This window comes from Tolypothrix sp. PCC 7712 (assembly GCF_025860405.1).
Taxonomy (GTDB): domain Bacteria; phylum Cyanobacteriota; class Cyanobacteriia; order Cyanobacteriales; family Nostocaceae; genus Aulosira; species Aulosira diplosiphon.
The window spans coordinates 3,685,896-3,707,903 of the sequence record NZ_CP063785.1 but is presented as its reverse complement, the minus strand read 5'-3'; the positions used below and the strand labels follow the sequence as shown (position 1 = coordinate 3,707,903).

Sequence of the window (22,008 nt, the reverse complement as noted above, 5' to 3'; positions counted from 1 at the left end):
TTTGGCGTTTGGTGTTTGTCATTGGGTAATGGGTAATTGGTAATCCCTGTCCCCAGTCCCAAGTCCCCAATCCCTATTCCCTATTCCCCCCATCCTACTCAGGCAAATTGGTAAACAATTGCTCAACTAACTCTTTAGTTTTCGCTTCCAAAATTAACCAATCTACTTCTCCGGTTTCATCAATTAAACTAGTATCAATATCAACACCTGCGGAATTAGGGTTTGCGGGACTGTAGTTAAGAAAACACACTTGATAGCATAGTTCCCACAAATCGATATTTACTTGCTGCTCTTGACGCTGTAAACGTAGATGATATCCTGGATGGGGCATTGGCAGACGAGAAAGACTCTCTTTAATCTCATCTGCTTGTTCTGGTGTTGCAGTTTCCATTTCTTGCAACAGCTGAGTCACAATTGCTTTTGTCTGATCGGTGGTGCTAGCAGGCCAAATCAAGACATCATGATAAGTTCCTTTCCAGGAAGAAACATCTAGTTGCTTGCGAATATTATCGACCACGCGGATAAAGGCAGGCTGCATGAGAATTTCAGCCTGCTGCCATACGACAGATCTGTTTATTTTGGGTGGCATTGCTAATCAAAAAAGGATGCTTAAACAAAAATTAACAATCTGCATTTATTAAAAAACTGCATTTTTAATTCAAATCTTTTCTCAAGATAGCGGATTTCATGCAGGAAAATTTGGAGATATTGATTAGCATCTGGAAAATTAGGTGTTAACACTGGGGAGGGATTATGATTGGCAAGCTTCTAGATCATCGTTACCAAGTAATTGAAGTCCTAGCTACGGGAGGATTTGGGCAAACTTATATTGCTCAAGATACTAGACGGCCAGGTAATCCCATTTGCGTTGTTAAGCATCTTAAACCTGCTAGTTCAGATCCTAAAGTTTTTGAAACAGCCAAACGCTTGTTTAATAGTGAAGCGGAAACTTTAGAAATTTTAGGTAAGCACGACCAAATACCCAGACTTTTAGCTTACTTTGACGAAAATCAAGAATTCTATTTAGTACAAGAATTTATTGAAGGAAATACCCTCGGTGAGGAACTTTTACCAGATCAGCGCTGGAGTGAAGATCGGGTGATGCAGTTATTGCAGGAAGTGTTGGGTATTTTAGATTTTGTACATAGCCAAGGCGTGATTCATAGAGATATCAAGCCAGATAATATTATTCGTCGGGCGAGTGATAATAAATTAGTTTTAGTAGACTTTGGCGCAGTTAAACAACTGCGGACAAATTTGGTTACGTCTGGAGGACAACCAACAGCTACGGTAGTTATTGGTACTCCTGGCTATATGCCTACAGAACAAGGACAAGGTAAACCTCGTCCTAATAGTGATATTTATTCATTAGGTATCATTGCTATTCAAGCTTTAACAGGATTAGCAGCAAATGCCTTGCAAGAAGACCCCAATACAGGCGAAATTATCTGGCAGCATTCAGTTTCTGCGAATCCTCAGTTAGCAGCAGTCTTAAATAAGATGGTACGTTACCACTTTAAAGACCGCTACCAAAGTGCAGCTGAAGCATTGCAAGCTTGTAGAGCATTGACACCTGCTGTAGCTGTAGCTTCCCAAGTACAACCCCGTCAAAATTCTAGCTACCCACAGAGTAAAACTACGTCTCAAGTCTCTCCACAGCAAACTGTTGCAGTTGCGCCAGCCAATAAAGCAGTTGGGAAACCTGCGCGTCAAGATGGGAACAAACCTGACCCCTTACCATTGATTATTGGTCTGTTGTTGGCAGGTGGTGCAGCTGCTTTGGTAACAAATGTTTATCCCAGCGTGAAAAATTTCGCTGCTCATCTAACTGGTAACGATACAATTGCCGAAAACAAGTGTTTAGCTATTGTGGTTGGTAATTCTAATATTCGTTCGGAACCAAGAGCAATTACTTCTGAAAGTATTGTGCAGACAGTGAAGCGTGACACTAAGTTTGAGGTTACTGGTAAACGCACAAAACAGGGTTGGGTAGAAGTTAAAGCTAACTCCGGACGTACAGCTTGGGCACATTCGGATGTGATCGCCAATAATGAACAGTGGGTTTCTTGCTTACGAGATAGAGGTATTGCAATTAATACAGTTGATGATAATAAACTGATTGCTGCTCGACCGCTACCGAAGCCAAAGCCTCAATCTAGCGGGGTGAAAACGACATCACCTAGTGAATCAGACCCCTTTAGTTCCAAACCATTTACTACTGACTCTGGAACATCAGAGTCATCAGAGAATGATGCTGATACAGCTAAGGTGTTGGAGCAAGCTAAAAAGAAATATGATTCAGGGGATTTGACAGGAGCGATCGCACTGCTAAAATCTGTCCCGCAAACAGCTTCTTCGGGTTTTAAAGAAACTGCGGCGATAATTGCTCAGTGGCAACAAGATTGGGCGAAAGCAGATGCTTTATTTAATGATATCAATACGGCATTAGCGCAAGGTCAATGGGATAAGGTTTTAGATTATAAAAAACATCCAGAGAAGTTGCCAAATATCAAATACTGGCAAGATAAATTAGAACCAATATTTAAACAAGCGGCTGAAAATATTACTAAGCAAGGATTAAGCCAATTTGAGCAAAAGGATAATCAGAATCTGCCCAAAAAAGAAACAACAAATAAGATAAATAACTCACCTGCTGGTGAAAATAACCGCAACAATTTGTAATTATTAATGAATGAGGCTGAAATACTCTGTTTTAGTCAACTCTTCAGATAAATATTTACACCAGGCTACTTATCACCTAAAGTAGTATCAGATTGCAACAATTTACACAAGTTGTCTCAGAGGGTGTTAATATATCATGCTCAGAAAGTACAAAATTGCTTGGCAGTGAAGCTGCTAAAGTATGTTTTGATAATTTATATTTAGGCCAAGCATTGATTAATTATTAAACTACATAACTAGTTATCGATTACTCTCAACCATAGTAGGGATAACAATTTTTTGTTATGTGATATCTGTCATGTTATTAGTTATTCCGAATTTATGGAATCTTGTCAGTTTGTCATAATTTCCTGTTCTCAGCATTAGATAACTTATAATTGCGTAATTTACCTATAAATTGATGACAAATTTTCTAGTTAGTCATCTAAAAAATCCGAAATGATGAGGTAAAAGAGTGAATTTAATACTATTAATATTGTAGAGTTCATCCTTGAATTTAGGACAGAAATTTTCAAAAATGTGGAAAAGTGAGGGCGGAATATGCCATATTTAATCTACGCTCCTAAAACTCCTCAAGAAAGAGTTCATCAATTAATTGTGGGGATGAACACTATTGGCCGTAGCGGAGACAATACAATTGTCATCGGAGATGAGAGTTTATCCCGTTACCATGCAGAGATTACAATTGCAGACGATCGCATTACTATTAAAGATTTGCAAAGCCTGAACCATACTTTTGTAAATGAGGTCAAAATTGACCAATATGAACTCAAGGATGGAGATTCGATTTATTGTGGGAACGTAGAGTTCAAATTCGTAGAAAAACTTAACAGCACACCTACAAATGATGGTTGTGAAGAAGAGCCTATTCCGGAAACAATTATTAAACAGTTTTCCACTGAACAAGGTCGCTTCAACATCCAAGATTTACTAGATACTCCAGGCAGAAGAGATTCTCTGTTAAGGCTATCACAGCGCGGTAGTAATCAACGCACTGTAGATAAATTAAAAATTTTACTTGAAGTCAGCAAACAACTTTCCTCACCCGAAGAACCTGATCGCCTGTTAGAAAAAATTCTAGATTTACTATTCGAGATTATCAATGTAGACCGAGCAGTTATCTTGTTGGTCAGTGAAACAACAAAACAGTTGGAACAAAGAGTAGCAAAATTGCGTTCAGGAACTTCTATAGAAAATCTATTTTATAGCAAAAATATTACTAATCATGTATATCAAAATGGCAATGCTGTTGTCACCACAGATGCGTGCTTAGATCAGCGCTTCCATACTTCCGAATCTATTTTTGTCCAAGCTATTCGGGCCTCAATGTGCATTCCTCTCAAACCCAGAGAAGAAGTAATTGGGGTATTATATGTTGATAATTTATCGATGTCAGATGTTTATTCTGACGAAGATGTAGAGTTCTTGACTGCTTTGGCTAATCAAGCTGCGATCGCAATTGATAATGCCAATCTCTACAAGAAAATTCAAGCAGAAGCCGTAATGCGGAATAAACTAGAGCGTTTCTTTCCCGAACCTGTGAGAAAAAAGCTGAAGGAAGAAACAACTTTGGGTATTGTTGATACTGAAGTTACAGCTTTATTTGCTGATATTAGTAATTTCACACAAATGTCTTCTACTATGCATCCGCGCCAAGTAATTGCGATGCTAAATGAATATTTCGAGGTGATGGTAGAAGAGATTGTCTTTCAATATGAAGGTACTTTAGAGAAATATATTGGTGATGCTTTATTTGCGATTTGGGGCGCGCCTTATCGCAAAGCAGATGATACAGAACGAGCCATACAAGCAGCAATTGATATGCAGTGGGCAGTCATGCGGTTAAATCAAAAGTGGTTACAGCAAGGTAAACAACCGATTCAAATTCACATTGGATTGAATACCGGAAAAGTAGCGGCAGGAAATATCGGCTCAGAGAAACTGATTCAGTACGCTACTATTGGTGATACTACAAATGTCACTAGTAGAATCTGCAACGTTGCTCAAGCCGGAGAAATAGTTATCTCCCAAACCACATTTGAGCGGATTCAAGCTCGAAATTTACCTGTAGAAAAAATGCCACTTGTGCAAGTTAAAGGTCAAGACCAGCCGTTACAACTCTATCGCTTAAATTGGAATTTATTACCATCTAAACATTCTCAAATTGCGGGAGTTGCTAATACAGGTGTGATTAAGTGATATCAATGCCAATAATCTTTTTCACAGATAAATTATAGTCAGGGCACAACAATCTTGTGCCCTGACTATCTGTTACATTTTTTGAAATTACTATTCGATAATTCATAACTCATAATTACTGTAGATTTTGACTGCTCAAATCTTGTTTAACTACGAATTAAGAATTACGAATTAGTAATTATTTATTAGTCGATTCTGACACGGAAACTTACAGCGCCAGATTGACCATTAGGAACATTGCCCAACCTAACAATTACTGTACCGTTGGGATTATTGGTATTTTCGCAAGCACTACTTTCAGGAATTGATGCTAAGGGTGTTAGAGGCGAGAAAAATCTGCCTTGATCTGCACCAGTACCAGCGCCAGTTACAGTAATGCTATTAGCTACATAAGTTGTTCCAGTGGGAATTAAGTCACAGAAATTGAGATTTTCTAATAACTGACCAGCGCGGAAATAAACGGTGTACTCTACTTCATCACCGCTGGCTATGGGTGTTTGCACTTCATATTGACCCAGAGGCGCTGGTCTGATGACATTATCATTTTGATCATTGGGGTCATCAATAAAAGTATTGTATTGGATGCGTTGACCATTTGTTCTGGCGATCGCAGTGATTCGTTTGACTAGTTGTACACCTGTATTACTGGCTGTCCCAGACGCAAAACCAAAGTCTAGATTATCAATCTCAGCATTAGCATTTGGCAAATTTACCGACACGCTGGTTGGTGTTGTAGGTGTGAAATTCTGGGGTGGGGTGGCTTCTAAGGTATAGTTACCGGGTGGTAAGCCTGTAACAATGAAGTTACCGTTATTGTTGGTAGTAGTAGTATCAACTATTTGACCGTTAGGATTTCTGACAGTAATGTTGACATTGGGAATTCCGCTTTCGCCTGGGTCTGGTCTACCATTATTATTTTGGTCGTTAAATACCAAATCACCAATGGCATTACCTGGTGGTCGCCGTAAGCCAAAGTCAACAGTAGTCAGCGCTTGACCTGATTGCAGATTCACTTCTATTTGAGAACTACCAGTGGTAACTTGTGGCAAGTTGAAAGGAGGTGCGATCGCAACTCGATAGTTACCTGCTGGTAAATTAGAGAAAGTGTAGTTACCGTTGGCGTTAGTAGTTGTTGTTTGAGTAGTATCATCACCAGTACCCAATAAGCCATCTGCCCCAGGACTAGTCAGCGTTACAGGAACATTCGGAACTCCTGCTTCACCTGCGTCTTGTCTACCATTACCGTTGGTATCGTTGAATACGGTATCGCCGATAGAACCACTAGTGCCATTAAACCCACCTGCGCGGAAACCAAAGTCAGCACTATCAAGTTGTTGACTTGGTAGCAGATTGATATTAAAGGGGTTGATACCAGTTGTGAGAGTATTACCTTGAGGCGGATTGGCAGTTACTTGATAATTACCGGGTGCTAATCCTGGGAAGCTGTATCTTCCATTAGCATCAGTAGTAGCAGTTTGTGTAGTTCCATTTGGTAATCTTAATGTGACTGTAACGTTAGGAATGCCTGGCTCGTTATTATCTTGTGTCCCATTACCATTGGTGTCGGTGAAAACTGTATCACCAATAGAGGCATTAGTAGGCGGAAGGAAACCAAAGTCAACAGTATCAATGTTTTGTCCATTAGCAAGACTAATGGCATTGGGTTGGGTAAGGGTTGGGGTAAAGTTAATCGGAGGATTGGTAACTGCAACTGTGTAATTACCAGCCGGGACATTCTGAAAGCGATAAACCCCATTCGCATCTGTTTTGGTTGTAGCAACTACGTTACCGTTACTATTCCTGAGTACGAGATTAATGTTAGGAATTCCCGGTTCTCCTGCATCAGGAATGTTATTACCATTAGTATCGCTAAATACAAAATCTCCTATAGAGCCTGTACCTTGTGCCTGTTGAGTAAAACCAAAATCAGCTTGGTCGAAATTTTGCCCAGAAGTCAAGGTGATGGGATTGGGTTGGGTCAGAGTAGGTGAAAAACCACTAGGTGTTTGTGCAACGCTAACTGTGTATTGTCCTGGATTTAAATTAGGGACAGTATATCTACCATTAGTATCGGTAGTTGCGGTACCAACTACAGTACCACTACTGTTTCTGACATTGACTTGCACACCGCTAATGCCAGGTTCGCCAGGGTCTTGGATGTTGTTGGCATTGGTGTCATTAAATACAGTATCACCAATGGAAGCTGGTGCCAGACAAATACTGATCCTATTCAGACCGACAGTCTCATCCTGTCCGGGTTCACCAAATTCTCTACCTGCTTGGTAAACAACTCGGATTTGGCTGACAGCACCAGAGAATGTAATTTCAGCGTTGCCATTAGTTGAATCAGGAAAAGCATTTTCATTCACCCCTGCGGCCACCACACTATTACCATTATTAGTAACTCTAGTATTGGGGCCGAGAGCAGTGCCTGTTAACGGTACGGGTGCAGTGCCATTAAATCCTGTCACCGTAATTACATCTTGGAAAATTCTCCCAAAATCTCGTGCCCCATCTCGGTCAACATCTAGAAAGGTGAGGGGAGTGGCTAGAGTGACCGGTTGAGAAAAGTTAATGGTGAGTGTAGAAGTACCTTGTGCTGGGTTTTTACCCAAACCAATATTCCAACGCAGATGGGTTCCTAGAATCCCACCGTAAATATCTTGAGGTAAGCCTGAGTCAATTCTGGTAACTTGGTTATCTGAGTTGGGATCGAAAGTCGCGGTGTCTGTAACTGTTCCCAAAGGCCCAGGATTATCACTGAACTGAAAGGTAGCCCGAACTCCTTTAGCAACAAGGGTTTGAGCTAAAAAATCTGCCACGTTGTTAGTAGGATTCCACTCATAAGTGGCGGGTTGTGTACCATCTGGACAACTTGGTTGTGCTTGCGCCAAAACTTTTTTATCGGAAAAGGCACCTCCTAAGGAAATCTGCGGCACAGTAAACAGTAATGTCAGAAATGTACCCCTTAAGGGTTTTACTACATTTTTTAATAAAGGTTTCATTATTGGCTTCCTAAACAAGTTGTAAAATTTTTTACTCAAAAAGCCGGGGGGATGAGGCAGGAGGCAGGGAGATGAGGGGGATGAGGGGGATGAGGGAGAAGTAAGCAATGCCCAATGCCCTGTGCCCCATCCCCAATGCCCGATCGCATCTACCTTCGTTCTGGTTCTAATTGCAGGTCTTGTTCTTGGCCTTCAATGATGATTTCCACGCCTCTTACGTCTTTGAAGATGATTTCGGCGCGGCGATCGCGTGCGTAATCTACGCGGTTACTACCTTCACTGACACGTTGAGTTTCGCCTAAGCTGCGGATGGTCATCCGTTCTGGGGGTACACCTTGTCGTAATAAGTAATTTCTCGTAGATAAGGCCCTTCTTCTACCCAAGGCTAGGTTATAGTCGTTGCTGGCGCGGGGGTCGGTGTGTCCTTGGATTTCGATAATAATTGAGGGATATTGCTTTAAGACTTCTACTACCCGATCCAGGACTTTCGCGCTTTCTGGACTAATGAAGGATTTATCTAAGGCAAAGTGAACGTTCCGGGGTACGCGTATCTTGATGGGGGCGGGCGGAATTAAAGTTGGGGGGGTTGTGGGTGGGACTGGTTCGGGTGGTACTGGGCGAGAAGTACATTGCGGTACGGGGTTTTGTCTGCTGGCAGGTGGCAGACTGGGTGTAGTAGTTCTCGGGCCAATAAAGGCCGCGATCGCAGGTTCGGATGTACCGTATTTGGGATCGGTGGCGATCGCACTCACAATATCTCCTACTTTGACATTGGGGACGGTAACGCTAAAATTCCCCTTCTCATCCACAGCTACGCTGGTTAATGGTTGACTGAGCGCCCCATAACCTGTTTGATAAATTGCTTGCTTACCTTGTTGATAGTCACCCAGGCGATAAATTGTCACCTCAGAACCGGGATCGGCTTTACCTTGCAAGGTGACGCTATTACCTGTAGGCAGAAATTCCCGCGTGGTGAATTCTGGGGCATTAATTGCCGCGTTACCTGTATCTAAACGGCGATTCCCAGAATTACGTTTAGGATTGGGGCCATCTCCCCTTTGCCACTCATTCACATCTAAATTTCTTTGGCCATTCAGGTCAATACTCAAGCCTTCTAAGGCAGCAAAGGTATTATTTTGAATAATGTTGCGTTGACTTTGGGGAAAGGCTGTTACCACTACCCCAGGCCCAGTTTGATAAGAAATTTCATTATTGGTTACTTGATGGTTACTACCCGTTAAGAAAACTGCTGCCCGCCGCAAACGTCTGCCGTTGTACGTGATGCGGTTATCACGGATTTGCAAGTTACCTTCTGGTTTAAATAAATACACCCCAGCACCATCATTAGCGCAAATTAAGTTGCTGGTGATTTGGGAATTATTCACTACACCTTCAATGCGTAAAGCATCGGGCATTCCTGCCAAACCATTGCTGACAATGATATTTTCTTGGACTAAGGTATTTTCCCCCCGGACTGAGGTAATAATGGCGCTGCCATCATGGTAATAGATGCGGTTGCGGCGAATGGTTGTCCCTTGGGAGTTGAATACGTAAACTCCGAAAGCAGAAGTTTCTGATGGCACCTTTTCATCTATGGGTAACCCTAGCCAGTTATTCTCAATCACCACGTTTTTGGGTGGCACATCCTGGTTGTAAAAGGGGAAATTACTATTAGGTGGCTGCTGTTTCTTGGTATTGGGAGGTGGGAGACGATGGGAAATGACAATATCTCCTGGGGGTGTTGTTAAAGTTACAGGCTTGGGTACGCCATCGTAAATTAACAGATTTCCCAATTGCTGCTTAATGGGGCTGGCGTTGAAGCCATAAATGCTTAAACCACGAATGGTTACACCATCAGCCACCACAGTTAAACCGCGAAATATTTCTTTACCTGGTGCAGGTGCGATCGCGACTACGGGAATGGGAATGGCAATTTCGGCTGTAGCGGAACCAGCAGCGTCATATCCTGGCTGGCTAGCGCCATCGATCACTAATCCCGGACTGGCTAAATCTGGGAGTTGTTGCTGTAAAAGAATTGTAGTGGCAGTTGGAGGTAAATTAAATTCAATGCGCGAACTGCCTGTAGTAGGTTGTACTAGGGCTTTTTCGACATCGCTGAGTTGGGCAACGGTTAGGGTACCATTTACTAGTTCGATGGCTTCGCGTAAGGTGAGCTGGGCATCTGGCTGAATATTACCATCTTGGTTGCTGTTGACTATTACCCGCAGAGAAATTGGTAAGGGTAAACTGGGGGTTTGGCTAAGTGCGACTTCGGATGTTAAAAGGCAGAGGGTTAGGGGGAAAACGAACCGCGTAGACGCTTTAGCGGCTTCCCGCAGGGTAGTGCGCGTTCGCGTAGCGTCTCGCAGAGAAGAACACAAAGAAAGAAGAGTTTGAGAGAAATTTGGTTGTGCTACCTTTTGAAAATTGCGATCGCCTAAGTTTGGACTATGAAATTTTGATTGTTTTGACGGAGAATCTTTTGCTTTCCTCAGTGGAAAATCTAGTAACCAACGGACTTTAAAACTGGACATCACTCACTCCTATACACCTTGAATCTGGACTTTGTTATTAGTTCGATGCTTGTGGCTGTTTCCAACGCTTAATCAGCTCAAAGAGTTTACTTTGGGATGTGTCCGATTCAGGGGGTTTGGGAAGTGCTTGTGCTTGTTTGAGAGTATTAATCAGTTGACGTTGGGATGTCGGCTGTACTTGAGCAAGGGGTTGTACTTCCGATTCTTGTTCTTGCTTGGGTACAGGTTTTTGCAAGCCAAAGCCACCCAAAAGTTCATTCAACTTCAAGCTGATATTGAGATAAACGCCACCTTCGGAACGGTAGCCAGTAAAATCCCGGTCATCGACACTACCAAAGCTGTAGCCTAAGCCTATGCGTAAATCGGGGGTTAAATAATACCCAGTTTCGACAGCTACGCCAAATTCGGTGTAGTTGGTGCCACTATTGGAGGTTTGCCCAATCCAGCGTCCTTCTACTGCTAAATCGGTACGGTAACCAAGTCTGTAAGTTGCCCGTAGCTGGGCTAAGTTGACATTAGCATCGTAGCGATCGCCATTTAAAAATGTCACACCATTACGTAAGGCGTATTTGCCGTAAAATTCCCAGCGCCAACTTGGGGCGTAGATGGCTTCTGCGGAAAAGATTTGGCCTGTAGCGGTACTTCCGGTTAATTGGGCTTCGGGGATGGAGTCGAAGTTTTGCCGCCACTCATATTTGAGTAAGGCGTTGAATTTATCGCTTCTGGGATCGCGGTAGGCTAAACCGATTTTTAAGTTGGAGGTATCGCCTAGTTCTTGGAATCTCACGCCTTCAGCCACCACACCAACGGTGGAAGGTAAAAAGACGTTGGCTTCTCCGGCTTGTTGGTAGCGCACTAAGGCGGTTAAAGCTGGTGAGATTTTCCCGGCGGCGGCGGCGGAAATTACTAAGTTGTTGCTTTCATCGCCATCACGATATTCAAATCTAGTGCTGGCTTGGAATTCGGGGTTATCTGTGTACTCCAACCCGATACTATAAACGGAACCAGAAAATAGTCCCAGGGTGGAGGCTGTTTGCCCAACTGCATAATATTGCCCAAATTGGGAACCAGCAGCAGTACCGTTAAAGATGTTCTTAAATATGTATTCGTAGCCAAGGTTTACGCGTAATCCTGGAGCCACGGCCCAACGATGATTTAACCCTACAGCACCTTGACCTTGGAGGCCGTTAAATGCTGATAAAACGGAATAGCGACCGATCAAACTGGTATCTTCGGAGAGTTTGCGATCAAGGATTGTGTCTAGGGTGGTGATGGAGTTACCAGGAATTAAGCTGCTGTCGTCATAGAATTGATGGGCTAGGCGGAATGTCACGCCGGGATAAGCTTTCCAATCTAGACCCAAGGTGGTGCGGTTGGGATAGAGGGGGTCGCTATCGCCTAAATTCAGTTCATTTTGCCCTTGGAAGGTCAAAGATTCTGTTAGGGGCAATTTTAAACGCGAAACTAATTGATCGGCATCGCCACTAAATCGAGTGCTAATCCGGTCTTCGCGGGAACGATTAACATACTCTAAACTCACATCTGCCGGGCCTACTCTTTGCAGTATGCCTGCGCGGAATGTTTTGAGGGTGTTGTTAACTGTCTCTCCAGGACGGGCTTGGGGTTGGGGATCGAAGAGGTCAAAAAAGCCGAGGACACTATTTAACCCTGTGGCTGTAGTACCGTAGTTTTCTTCAAAGTCGTAACCAACTGTCAAGCTAGTGGTGTCGGTGACTTTCCCTATTAAAGAAGCCCCATAGCGTGTTTGTCCGGGAGTAAAGCTAAAGGTAGAATTATTGGCAAAGTTAGGTTCTACGGCGCGGTAGTAGGCTTGCCCTAATAAGCGATCGCCTAGGTTACCAAATGCTTCTAAGCGGTAAGCAGAACCGTTGGCATCTTGACCGTTTACGAGGGTGCTATTAGAACGGGCATACTCCCCAATTACCCTACCAGCGCTACCAAAAGACAATAAAAAGTCTGCGCCATAGAGTTGAAAATCTTGGCTACCTTGGTCTTCTTGCAGGTAACTACCAGCTATGTAGGATTTGTTGTCTAAATCCTGGGATAGGTTGTATTGCAGTCGTCCACCGTAAAGTTTGGTGTCTTCTCCGCCTTCGTTTTGGTAGGTAACAACAATACGTCTAACTAAGGTGGCTCCAAAGGGGTTAAGTTCTGTAGCTAAGATGGGACGACGGAACAAAAGTGTGCCGCGATCGTAGTCTATTTCGTAATCAGGGCCGCGAAATAGCTGTTGACGTTGAATTACTGTACCGGGGCGATTAATTTCTTCGGCTTCCAAATAAACGGTTTCACTCCCTGGAACCAACAACCGTTTGGAGAGGAAATAGTTACCACTCACGCCGTTGGGGACTATCGTATCGCGTTGGAACCCCTCGATGTTGTTGGCGTATAACCCGGTAATTTGCAAGGGGCCAAAGTTGTAGTTGGCTTTGAAACCATGTAATTGACGGGAAGTGGCTGTAAATAGTTGGGAAGTTCTCGCAAATTCTTGGGTGTTATAGTCCCCCCACATCAAATAGTCTGGTTCTGCTCCGGGAACGGAGGAACTGCGCTCTAAACGCGCATAAAAACTATCAATAGAGGGGGTAGTGGGTGTAACTGTAGAACTGTCGCCGTAGACGGGATATTGCTGTTCGCAGAACTGCACGCCGCCAAATAATCGGTTTCTCCCCTCACAATCTTGGTTAATCGGGCGTTCGCTGTTAAATGCTCCCGTAAATAACCAATCTCCAACTTTGCCTGTGGCGAACACCGCCGCCGTTAAATCAACTTGGGTTCCCCCTGTTCTGTCGGGGTTGAGGAAGTCTTGAAAACTGCCCCAGTAGTCGGTTCCCCTCGGCCCAATCCGTAGGTTAACTATCCCTGTGGTGAGGGAAGGACGCAGATAGGTAGTGAATTCAACTTGGGTATAAGCCTCAATGGGTGCTTCCCCAATTTTGTCGAGGAGAGAAGTATCTGTTTGTTGGGGAAATGATAAATCTCCAGGCTCAATTTGAGGCCTTCTCGTAGTGATTTTCTCTACAGCAGCACGAATTCTGACTTGTTGGGGTTTAATATCTGATTGCAGAGTTGCGGTAAATTCCCCATCTATGGCACGTACTTGAAACCCAGCTTGGTCTTTATCTTGATCTGTGCCAACAAATTTCCCCGCACTAGTGGTCAAAGTTACTACTAAATCTTCAGTAATTAGTTGACCTTGGTCATCGGTAATTTGTCCTTGCAGCCTGATTGTAGAGCGTCCATCTGCTTGGACTCGGGGATCGCCAACAGGTAAAATATCGATTTTGAATTTATTTTTGGTACTCGGCGTTTCAGTCGTGGGTGTAGCGGCTGGCGGTGACTGTGTGGGAGTGGGTACCGGGATTGTTTGTGGTTGAGTAACCGGAGAGTTGGGATTTTGCTGAAATTGGGTAGCTGGATCTGGCGGAAATATCGAGCCTGGATCGCTAGAGGAAGGTGTTGTAGTGGGGAAGGCTTGAGCAATTACCTCATTAGCCTCTGTTTGCGCCTCTGGTAATACTGCTTCTTCGGGTTGAGCAACAGTTGGTGATTCGCTGTTTTCTGCCTCGGCGGCGAAGGCTTGGTTATTAGGGGTGTTGATCTCGAATAAAGAAGGGGCAATCCATGCCAAAAATGCCAGTAATATGACTTTTTTACCCTTACTTTGCAAAGCCCAGCGCCAAATTGATAATTTTTGTGTTTGGACGCTATCCCTTAGCGGCAAGGTACATTTGATTTTAGAAATCACACTCCGATCTACGGTATAAATCACTCTTTGTTTTCTAGTCTTCATCGCTTACCCCCCGAAAACGCAGGCGTTACGCCAAAATTGACTCGTACCAAGCTACTCGGTGCTAATTTCACCATTCGCGACTGGCTATTTCTTTCGATGAAGTAGTTGTTAGGTGCCAGTGCATAGCCTGGTAAGCTAGTCAAGTCCAACGTTGCTGACCGATAACCCGATATCACATTTGCCAAGGAGAATAATCCATTGGCATCTGTAACAATGCGATTGCCATCATCCATATAAATTATGGCGTTGGGAACTCCAGGTTCATTGGGTTGCTGTTCGCCATCAAAGTTTTTATCCACAAAAACACGCCCAATGATGGTGCCACAATCAGAGATAATTCCTGGACGAATTCGCAACACATGGCTGGCTTGATTACTTGTTAAAGTTCCAGCTTGCGCTTGAGCTAAGTTTCTCCCAGTCCCCCGAATTGCATCTGGGGTGACTTCAACGGCATAAACTACATTCAAAGTTTGGTTGGGTTGGAGTTCTGTGGCTGGGTTGACTGTAAGAGTTACCGCACGATTTGCACCTGTGTTAGCGGTTACAGATACCGATGTTCCAGCAATTGAACCTTGCAGCGATCTAGAAATAAATCGCAATCCTAAAGGTAGCCTGTCTGTAATTGTGAGATTTCTTGCAGCAGATCTACCAGTATTTCTAATAGCAAGTCGATAAAGGACTGTGTCGCCTGGTTCAGCGGCGGCGCGATCGCCTGTTTTAATAATTTCTAAAGCAGCTTGCGAAGCTGTTAATCTCACTTCGTTTGAACTGCGTCTTGGCAGATTATTTGCACCCGCGCCAGCAGTATTTCTAATGATAGATACTTGAGCATTAACAGGCATACTTGCATCAGCAAGTAAACCTAAAGAAAAAAATGCAAAAAAGAGGCTCTTAGACCTCAACCATAAGAAGGTAGATGTCATTGTAAGGCATCAATCGATAACAGCAGTTTTTTTAAATTTGAGAGTTTTTAATTAAAAACTCGCATTTGTTTGATTTTTTATTTGATAAAACAGTCAAGGCTTTCTAGCCTTTCACAAAATTGCACTCAATACTAGTGTCTTTACAGAATCTTTAATTACTTGGTTGTTCAGACATATTATCAGAATGTATGGCCAAAGCAGAACTTTCTGACTACTTCATCATTTAACCATGATTAAGTAATTCCAAATATAAACCTTGAACTATATGTATAAGCTTAGATAATACTATTGAGTATTTTTGCACCAATGTTGATGACATAATTACACAACAAAATTTTGTACGCAAATTTTTCTCTTAAATTGCATACATCATCTACAAATGATAGAAAATATTTATATATATTAGACTCTATTTCATCATCCTTAAGTAGGTTGATGCTATAAAGTGTCGGTCATGCACCACTCAATTCTCTAATCTTTAAACAGAGAAATATGAGCATAATTTCTCCTTAAAGACGAGAGATATTTTGTTGTTCAGCTAAGGTTTATGGCTCCTTACGCCCTTTACATTACTTTACTACTCCTTTGTCTTCAGCTTTGATTTTGACGAGAAAAGCATATTCACAAATTCGTACCCAAGTTAAACACAAGGGCTGCCTTTTTAGCTGCAACACTATGACAACAATAATATACTGCTATGCCAAAATCCAGAAGTTGCCATTGATTCCGATCACAATAAACCACTTGTAAAAGTGTCATACGTACGTATATGAAACAAGCACTACAGTGCTGTTAGTCGAGATAGCAGAGAAAACACGACTAATGACAGTTTTGATCGGTTTATAGTTATTGTATAGAAAACCTGATAATATTGCTCAGTTCGCTAGCTATTAACTGTATTTACTGGTCTTGATCGTTGTGCAAATGCGGGATCATCTGATGAATTCTAATTTACGCCTTGGCTTTGCTGGTTAACAATATGAATGAGCTTCATGTCAAAGAAAGAACACTTATGTGAGTGAGTGGGTTATTTGCACTCAAGTATCCGTTCTCAAGTAGCTGATCAAAATTTAAATTTCAATACAGCAAAGATTGATACTTCACTAGTGCCACTTCAACTGATGATGAAGTACTAACCCTTGCAACATAAAATACATTAGTGGTAATAAAGGCTATTGAATAGAAGACAGCAACAGATATCTTCAGATTAACCCCAAGTATCATGCAAGCTGTCTACTCTATGATTAGAGTTGCCAGCACGCGGGAGAGAAAAAAATGAGGATTTGGCTTGCTTGCTTTTTTGTATTGTTTGCTTTGGCGGAACTATTTGACTGGGTGCAGGAATTTAGCCTGCCATTACCGATTTATATTTTAGGTGGCGCGTTTTTAGCCGTTGCTTCTAACTACGACAAGATTGTGGGTTCTTATTTTAATGATGCAACCATTGAGCGATCGCCTGAAGTATCACAGTTAGATTCTACATCTGTGCCTGTATTGGGGACTGGGGACTGGGTACTGGGGACTGGGGACAAGGTGGATCAGGAGGAGACAAAGAGAAATAACTAATACCTAATTAAAAACACCTAACACTTAACACCAATTGCTAAATAAAATAGAGTATTGGTGAAAGCTGATTCAGCAAAAGCCTATAATCTGAAGTCTCAGGACTGTAACATCTACCACATTCGGGCTATTGCCTCAACTCTGTGATTAGCGGTATCTTACAAAAACTCCAAACGGCGTTGACCAAAGATAAAATTACCCGTGACACTTACTCCAGCAAGAAGTGGCTGAAAATTGTCCTGTCTAGTAGTTTTGGAGTCACTGCTTTAGTCTGGGGAGTAAGAGAACTCAAATGGTTGCAGTCTTGGGAGTTAAAAGCTTACGATCAGATGTTGCGATCGCGCCCTACAAAACCGCGTGACAATCGCATTTTATTAGTCACCATTACGCAACAGGATCTAGCGCGTTATCAGTGGCCATTATCAGATAAGACTGTCAATCAACTGTTACAAAAATTAGAGTCTTATCAACCTCGTGTCATTGCTTTAAATGTATATCGACCAGAGCAAAAAAATTTAACTGCGGGACTTGCAAATCCCCAAAATATCATTGCTACTTGCGCTAAAAGTACTATAGGTAGACCAGAAATTCCACCACCAGCTAATTTATCTATAGATAATCTCGGCTTTAACGATTTAATTCCTGACAATGAAAACGATCAAATTGTCCGGCGAGCATTGTTATTTTCTCACTCTGCAGATAAAAAATGTAAAACAGATTTTTCCTTTGCGGCTTTAGCTGCAATTAGTTACCTAGAGAAAGCAGGACTGGAATTAGATTTTCCCGATCAGCAACATCTCTCGATTGGGAAAACGATGATTCCCATATTGACTAGTAATTTTGGTGGCTATGAAAACTTGGATGCCCAAGGCTACCAAATACTGTTAAATTACCGTCAGCCAGATAATTTTGCTGAGGAAGTTAGTTTAACAGCAGTTCTGAAAAATCAAATTAAACCAGAACAAATTAAAGACCGTTTAGTCATCATTGGTACTGATGCTGCAACTGTTCATCCTGGTTATTACACACCCTATAGCGCAGCCCCAGAAGAACCTGCGAGAATGGCTGCGGTATTCATTCAAGCACAAATAGCCAGTCAAATCATCAGCACTGTACTGGATGGGAAATCCTTGATTTGGGACTGGCCGAACTGGGCGGAAATCCTGTGGATATGGGCTTGGTCATTAGTAGGAGGAACAGTAGCATGGCGACTGCGACATCCTTTATTATTGGTGACCATTGGTGGTATAACATTAATTGGGTTGGTGGGCATCTGCTTTGGTTTGTTTCTCTTTTCTGGATGGGTTCCGCTCGTCCCACCTGCCCTAACTTTGATCATTACTGGTATGAGTGTTATGACTTACACTACATACCAGACTCAACAGCAAACTCGCTTAATTATTCTGCAAGTTGAAAAGCAAAAAGAGGTAATTGAACAGTTAGATATCCTCTTACAAGAAACTAAAGCAGACAAGTTAATTCAAGACAAACACTATCACCAAGCCCCCGAAATTTTAAAACCAAAAATAACGGGTGATTTTCTTTTGGGTGGGCGTTATCAAATCGCCAAAATTCTCGGTTCTGGGGGCTTCGGTTGTTCTTATTTAGCACATGATACTCAACGTCCTGGTCATCCTACTTGTGTAGTGAAACAGTTAATGCCAGCGCGTCGGGATACTAAATTTTTAGAAGTTGCTCGCAGATTATTTAATAGTGAAGCAGAAATTTTAGCTGCTTTAGGTAAGCATCAGCAGATACCAGAATTACTAGCTTATTTTGAAGAAAATCAAGAATTCTATTTAGTTGAACAATACATTCCTGGGCATACTTTACATGAAGAATTACCACCTATACAGGGTGTAAAGCATGAATCTGGAGTTATCGATATGCTCAAAGGTGTTTTAGAAGTTTTAGAATTTGTCCACGAGCATCGGGTAATTCATCGAGATATTAAACCCCATAATATTATTAGATCTGCTGACGATCGCCGATTAGTATTGATTGACTTTGGTGCAGTTAAATTAATGCAACCCCCCAATAGCGAACAAACAGAATTAGCTACAGTAGCCATTGGCACCCGGGGTTACGCACCGCCCGAACAATTTGCAGGTCATCCACGATTATGCAGTGATATTTACGCTTTGGGGATGATTGGAATTCAAGCTTTGACGGGGATACAACCACAGGAACTGCATCCCGATCCCGACACAGGAAATATTATCTGGCGTTCTTACGCTCAAGTTAGCGAGGAATTAGCAGAAATTTTAGATAGGATGGTGCGTTATCATTTTAGCGATCGCTATCAATCGGCAATTGACGTAATTCAAGATTTAAAGTCGCTGGGAAAGTAAATTTTCAGCCCAAATGTTAATTAACTTAAATTTTTTAAACAACAAGTTAAGCAACAACCATGCCTAAAAAAAGTTCCCCAACAATAGCAAATCGCAAGTGGAAAGAACGCCATAAGTTTTTCCTGAATACCTATTCTGATTGTGCATTTACTAAATGCCCAAAATGTGATACTAAAACCAAAGTTCGTAAATTTCCTTTAGTTATTCACATTCAACCGCAACAGCTTTTTATCTTAAATAAGCAATGCAAATATTGTGAAAGATGTGACCTGATTATTGCCAAAAAGCAGGAACTCGAATCATTAATGACTGCGGGTTTTATCCAATCCAACCCGAAAATTATAGGCAATGATTATATGGTGATGGGAACTGTGGATCGAAAAGATTGGAAAGAAGGAAATCAAAATGCAATTGCGCCATCAGAAATGTTAGACAGAATATATGTCTTTCAAGATATCTGGGATTTTGAAGTCATTCCTGCTGGCTGGTATCGTAGCGAAGACAAATAACCAATAGGTTAATGTTACAACCCTCTTTTGTTGGTGAACAAATTATATAAAACTATTTATTTGATTTTTAATGTAGGATGCGTTAGCGCAGCGTAACGCATCTTATTCAAGCCACCAGATTTATTCGTGGGGTCTTTAATTTTGAATTTTGAATTCGGAGCAAAGCGACGTGACGCAGTTATATAAAGCTGTTGTACTAATTACTGGTGCATCTGGCGGATTTGGACAGGAATTAACCAGACAATTATTAAAGGCTGGTAGCCGACTGATTTTAACGGATTTGGATGCAGCAATTTTGCATCAAAAAGTCGAAGCAATTCAAAGTGAAATTTCTACTGGAGAGGTGATTGCTTGTCTAGCTGTAGATTTAGCTACTCGCGAGGGAAGCGAAAACCTTTATCAGCAAGTTAAAAAACTTGATATCCCAGTGGATATATTAATCAATAACGCAGGGATAGGACTTTTCGGTCGCATGGATGAAGTTCCTAGCGAAATATGGGAGCAACTAATGCAGGTAAACTTATTAGCACCCATGCGTTTAAGTTCCCTATTTGCTGCTGATATGATTGCTCGTAAAAAAGGTCATATCGTGAATATTTCTTCCCTAGCAGGCTGGTCAGCTACCGCAGGAATGGCTCATTATGCAGCTAGTAAATTCGGCTTACGAGGGTTTAGCGAAGGGCTATTCAATGAAGTCAAAGAACATCAAGTCAAAGTTACAGCTGTTTATCCCTTCTTTAGTCGTACTCCGATTTTGCGATCGCAAAGCTTTGGTACTTTAAGTAAGCTGATAGAACAAGGCTTTCCAGAAAGCTTGGCCACTGATCCAGTAGACGTAATGCGTGCCACTATTCAAGGAATTGTTAACGATAAACTGCACGTATTTCCCGATCCCACAGCTAAAAGCGTCCATCTGCTCAAAAGATATTCACCGCTACTACTGGACTGGATTAGTCATGTATTTACCAGGAGGTTGAAAGTTGCTCAACGTCAGTAATTTCAGTCCAACTCAAAACCTAGTTGAGACTAAAGAAAAACATCTAATTATTGGGGCTGGTTTTGTCGGATTGGGTATGGCGGAAATGCTCAAATCGGCTCATATTCCTTACGATCAAGTTGATGCTAGCGATGATATTGGTGGTAATTGGTATCACGGCGTTTACGAAACTGCACATATCATTTCGTCACGCAAGATTACCGAATTTACACACTTCCCTATGCCAGATCATTATCCCGATTTTCCTAGCGCTCAAAATATGCGGGATTATTTAAACACCTTTGCTGATCATTTTAATTTACGGGAGCATATTGAACTGAATTGCACAGTTAGTTATGTGCGACCAATTGAAAACAATCTCTGGGAAGTTTCCTTCGCTAATGGAGAACAGCGAATTTACAAAGGAGTGTTGATTTGTAATGGTCATCACTGGTGCAAGCGTTTTCCGCAATTTCAAGGCGAATTTAACGGAGAAATTATTCACTCCAAAGATTACAAACACCCAAAACAACTGACAGGTAAACGGGTTCTGGTAATTGGTGGCGGAAATTCAGCTTGCGATGTCGCCGCAGAAGCAGCGCGGGTTGGTGCTAAATCTGTTTTAAGTATGCGTGAATCGGTGTGGTTTATTCCCAAGTCTTTTGCGGGAGTACCAACCGCCGAACTGATGAAATGGTGGATGCCAGAATGGTTACAACGGCTTTTAGCTTATGCAATTATCCGCCTAACCTTTGGTAAGCATCAAAGTTATGGTTTACCTCAACCCAATTATCAAATTTTTGCCAAACACCCAACTTTGAATAACGAAGTACCATATTACATCAAACATGGCAGAATTACCCCCAAACCTGCGGTGCGGCGTTTAGATGGTTGGGAAGTGGAATTTGTTGATGGTAGCCGCGAAGCATTTGACTTAATAATTTGTGCCACTGGGTATTATGTTGCTTATCCCTTTCTACCCTTAGAACTTCAGCGTGTGAAAGGTGCAACAGTGCAATGTTATGGCGGCTCGTTTTTCTCAGATTATAAAGGGCTGTATGTAATTGGTTGGGGACAAGCAAGAGGTGGAGTAGGTTCGCTGATTTCGGCTAGCAATTCCTTATTCATGGGTTTTCTCAAACTTCAAGATGAAATAAATGTGCCTATTGGTTTGGTTCTCAAAGAAATGGGTCAAAAATTACCAACTACTCACCTGGCAGATCCACAGCACATTTTTAGGCAAGTAAAGTTCGTTAGTTGGTTATTTAATTGGATAGTTAAAAAAGCTCATCAAGTTGATAGCAAATATCCCAATTTTCGTAATCAACCGCTACCTGCCGCACAAAGCACCGAAAAGCTTAGTTGTTAATAAAATCAATTACAAAGGTATTGTGTTGCTGTATAAGCAAGGGAAAAGGGGGAGAAGAATTTTATCACACAGAAATAATAGTT

General features: G+C 42.1%; 12 protein-coding genes. 7 read left to right on the top strand and 5 right to left on the bottom strand.

Annotated features, from left to right (window positions below; translation table 11 throughout):
* Positions 1-94: 94 nt before the first annotated feature.
* Positions 95-589: a hypothetical protein gene (locus tag HGR01_RS15320; protein WP_045870257.1), complete on the bottom strand. Its 495-nt coding sequence runs from the start codon at positions 587-589 to the stop codon at positions 95-97.
* A 164-nt stretch (positions 590-753) separates the two neighbouring features.
* Between HGR01_RS15320 and HGR01_RS15315 the strand changes: the two genes are divergently transcribed.
* Positions 754-2,682: a protein kinase domain-containing protein gene (locus HGR01_RS15315; protein WP_045870258.1), complete on the top strand. Its 1,929-nt coding sequence runs from the start codon at positions 754-756 to the stop codon at positions 2,680-2,682.
* Between the two features lie 540 nt (positions 2,683-3,222).
* Positions 3,223-4,881 carry an adenylate/guanylate cyclase domain-containing protein gene (locus HGR01_RS15310; RefSeq protein WP_063749825.1) on the top strand — a complete coding sequence of 553 codons (1,659 nt, stop codon included), beginning with the start codon at positions 3,223-3,225 and terminating at the stop codon, positions 4,879-4,881.
* A gap of 185 nt (positions 4,882-5,066) precedes the next feature.
* Here the strand turns inward: HGR01_RS15310 and HGR01_RS15305 are convergent, their stop codons facing one another.
* The 4 genes from HGR01_RS15305 to HGR01_RS15290 form a co-directional block, all read right to left on the bottom strand.
* On the bottom strand, positions 5,067-7,886 hold the full coding sequence (locus HGR01_RS15305) for an SdrD B-like domain-containing protein (RefSeq protein ID WP_045870259.1): 2,820 nt from the start codon (positions 7,884-7,886) through the stop codon (positions 5,067-5,069).
* 149 nt (positions 7,887-8,035) lie between these two features.
* Entirely contained in the window at positions 8,036-10,420 is a 2,385-nt protein-coding gene (locus HGR01_RS15300; RefSeq protein ID WP_081584003.1) for an OmpA family protein, read from the bottom strand.
* A gap of 37 nt (positions 10,421-10,457) precedes the next feature.
* On the bottom strand, positions 10,458-14,234 hold the full coding sequence (locus HGR01_RS15295) for a hypothetical protein (RefSeq protein WP_228045519.1): 3,777 nt from the start codon (positions 14,232-14,234) through the stop codon (positions 10,458-10,460).
* Positions 14,231-15,157: a DUF11 domain-containing protein gene (locus HGR01_RS15290; protein ID WP_045870260.1), complete on the bottom strand. Its 927-nt coding sequence runs from the start codon at positions 15,155-15,157 to the stop codon at positions 14,231-14,233. The genes HGR01_RS15295 and HGR01_RS15290 overlap by 4 nt, the downstream gene beginning before the upstream one ends.
* Positions 15,158-16,432: 1,275 nt before the next feature.
* Here HGR01_RS15290 and HGR01_RS15285 point away from each other — a divergent pair.
* The 5 genes from HGR01_RS15285 (at position 16,433) to HGR01_RS15265 (ending at position 21,925) form a co-directional block, all read left to right on the top strand.
* A complete protein-coding gene (locus HGR01_RS15285) occupies positions 16,433-16,723 on the top strand; it encodes a hypothetical protein (RefSeq protein WP_045870261.1) in 291 nt (96 codons plus the stop codon).
* A gap of 140 nt (positions 16,724-16,863) precedes the next feature.
* Positions 16,864-19,071: a CHASE2 domain-containing protein gene (locus HGR01_RS15280; RefSeq protein ID WP_045870262.1), complete on the top strand. Its 2,208-nt coding sequence runs from the start codon at positions 16,864-16,866 to the stop codon at positions 19,069-19,071.
* Between the two features lie 59 nt (positions 19,072-19,130).
* Positions 19,131-19,580, top strand: a complete 450-nt coding sequence (locus HGR01_RS15275; RefSeq protein WP_045870263.1) for a hypothetical protein — start codon at positions 19,131-19,133, stop codon at positions 19,578-19,580.
* A 169-nt stretch (positions 19,581-19,749) separates the two neighbouring features.
* Positions 19,750-20,577 carry an SDR family NAD(P)-dependent oxidoreductase gene (locus HGR01_RS15270; RefSeq protein WP_045870264.1) on the top strand — a complete coding sequence of 276 codons (828 nt, stop codon included), beginning with the start codon at positions 19,750-19,752 and terminating at the stop codon, positions 20,575-20,577.
* The gene (locus HGR01_RS15265; RefSeq protein ID WP_045870265.1) at positions 20,561-21,925 is read left to right on the top strand and encodes a flavin-containing monooxygenase; all 1,365 of its coding nucleotides are present in this window, start codon (positions 20,561-20,563) and stop codon (positions 21,923-21,925) included. Before HGR01_RS15270 ends, HGR01_RS15265 begins: the two co-directional genes overlap by 17 nt.
* The last annotated feature ends 83 nt before the right edge of the window (positions 21,926-22,008 follow it).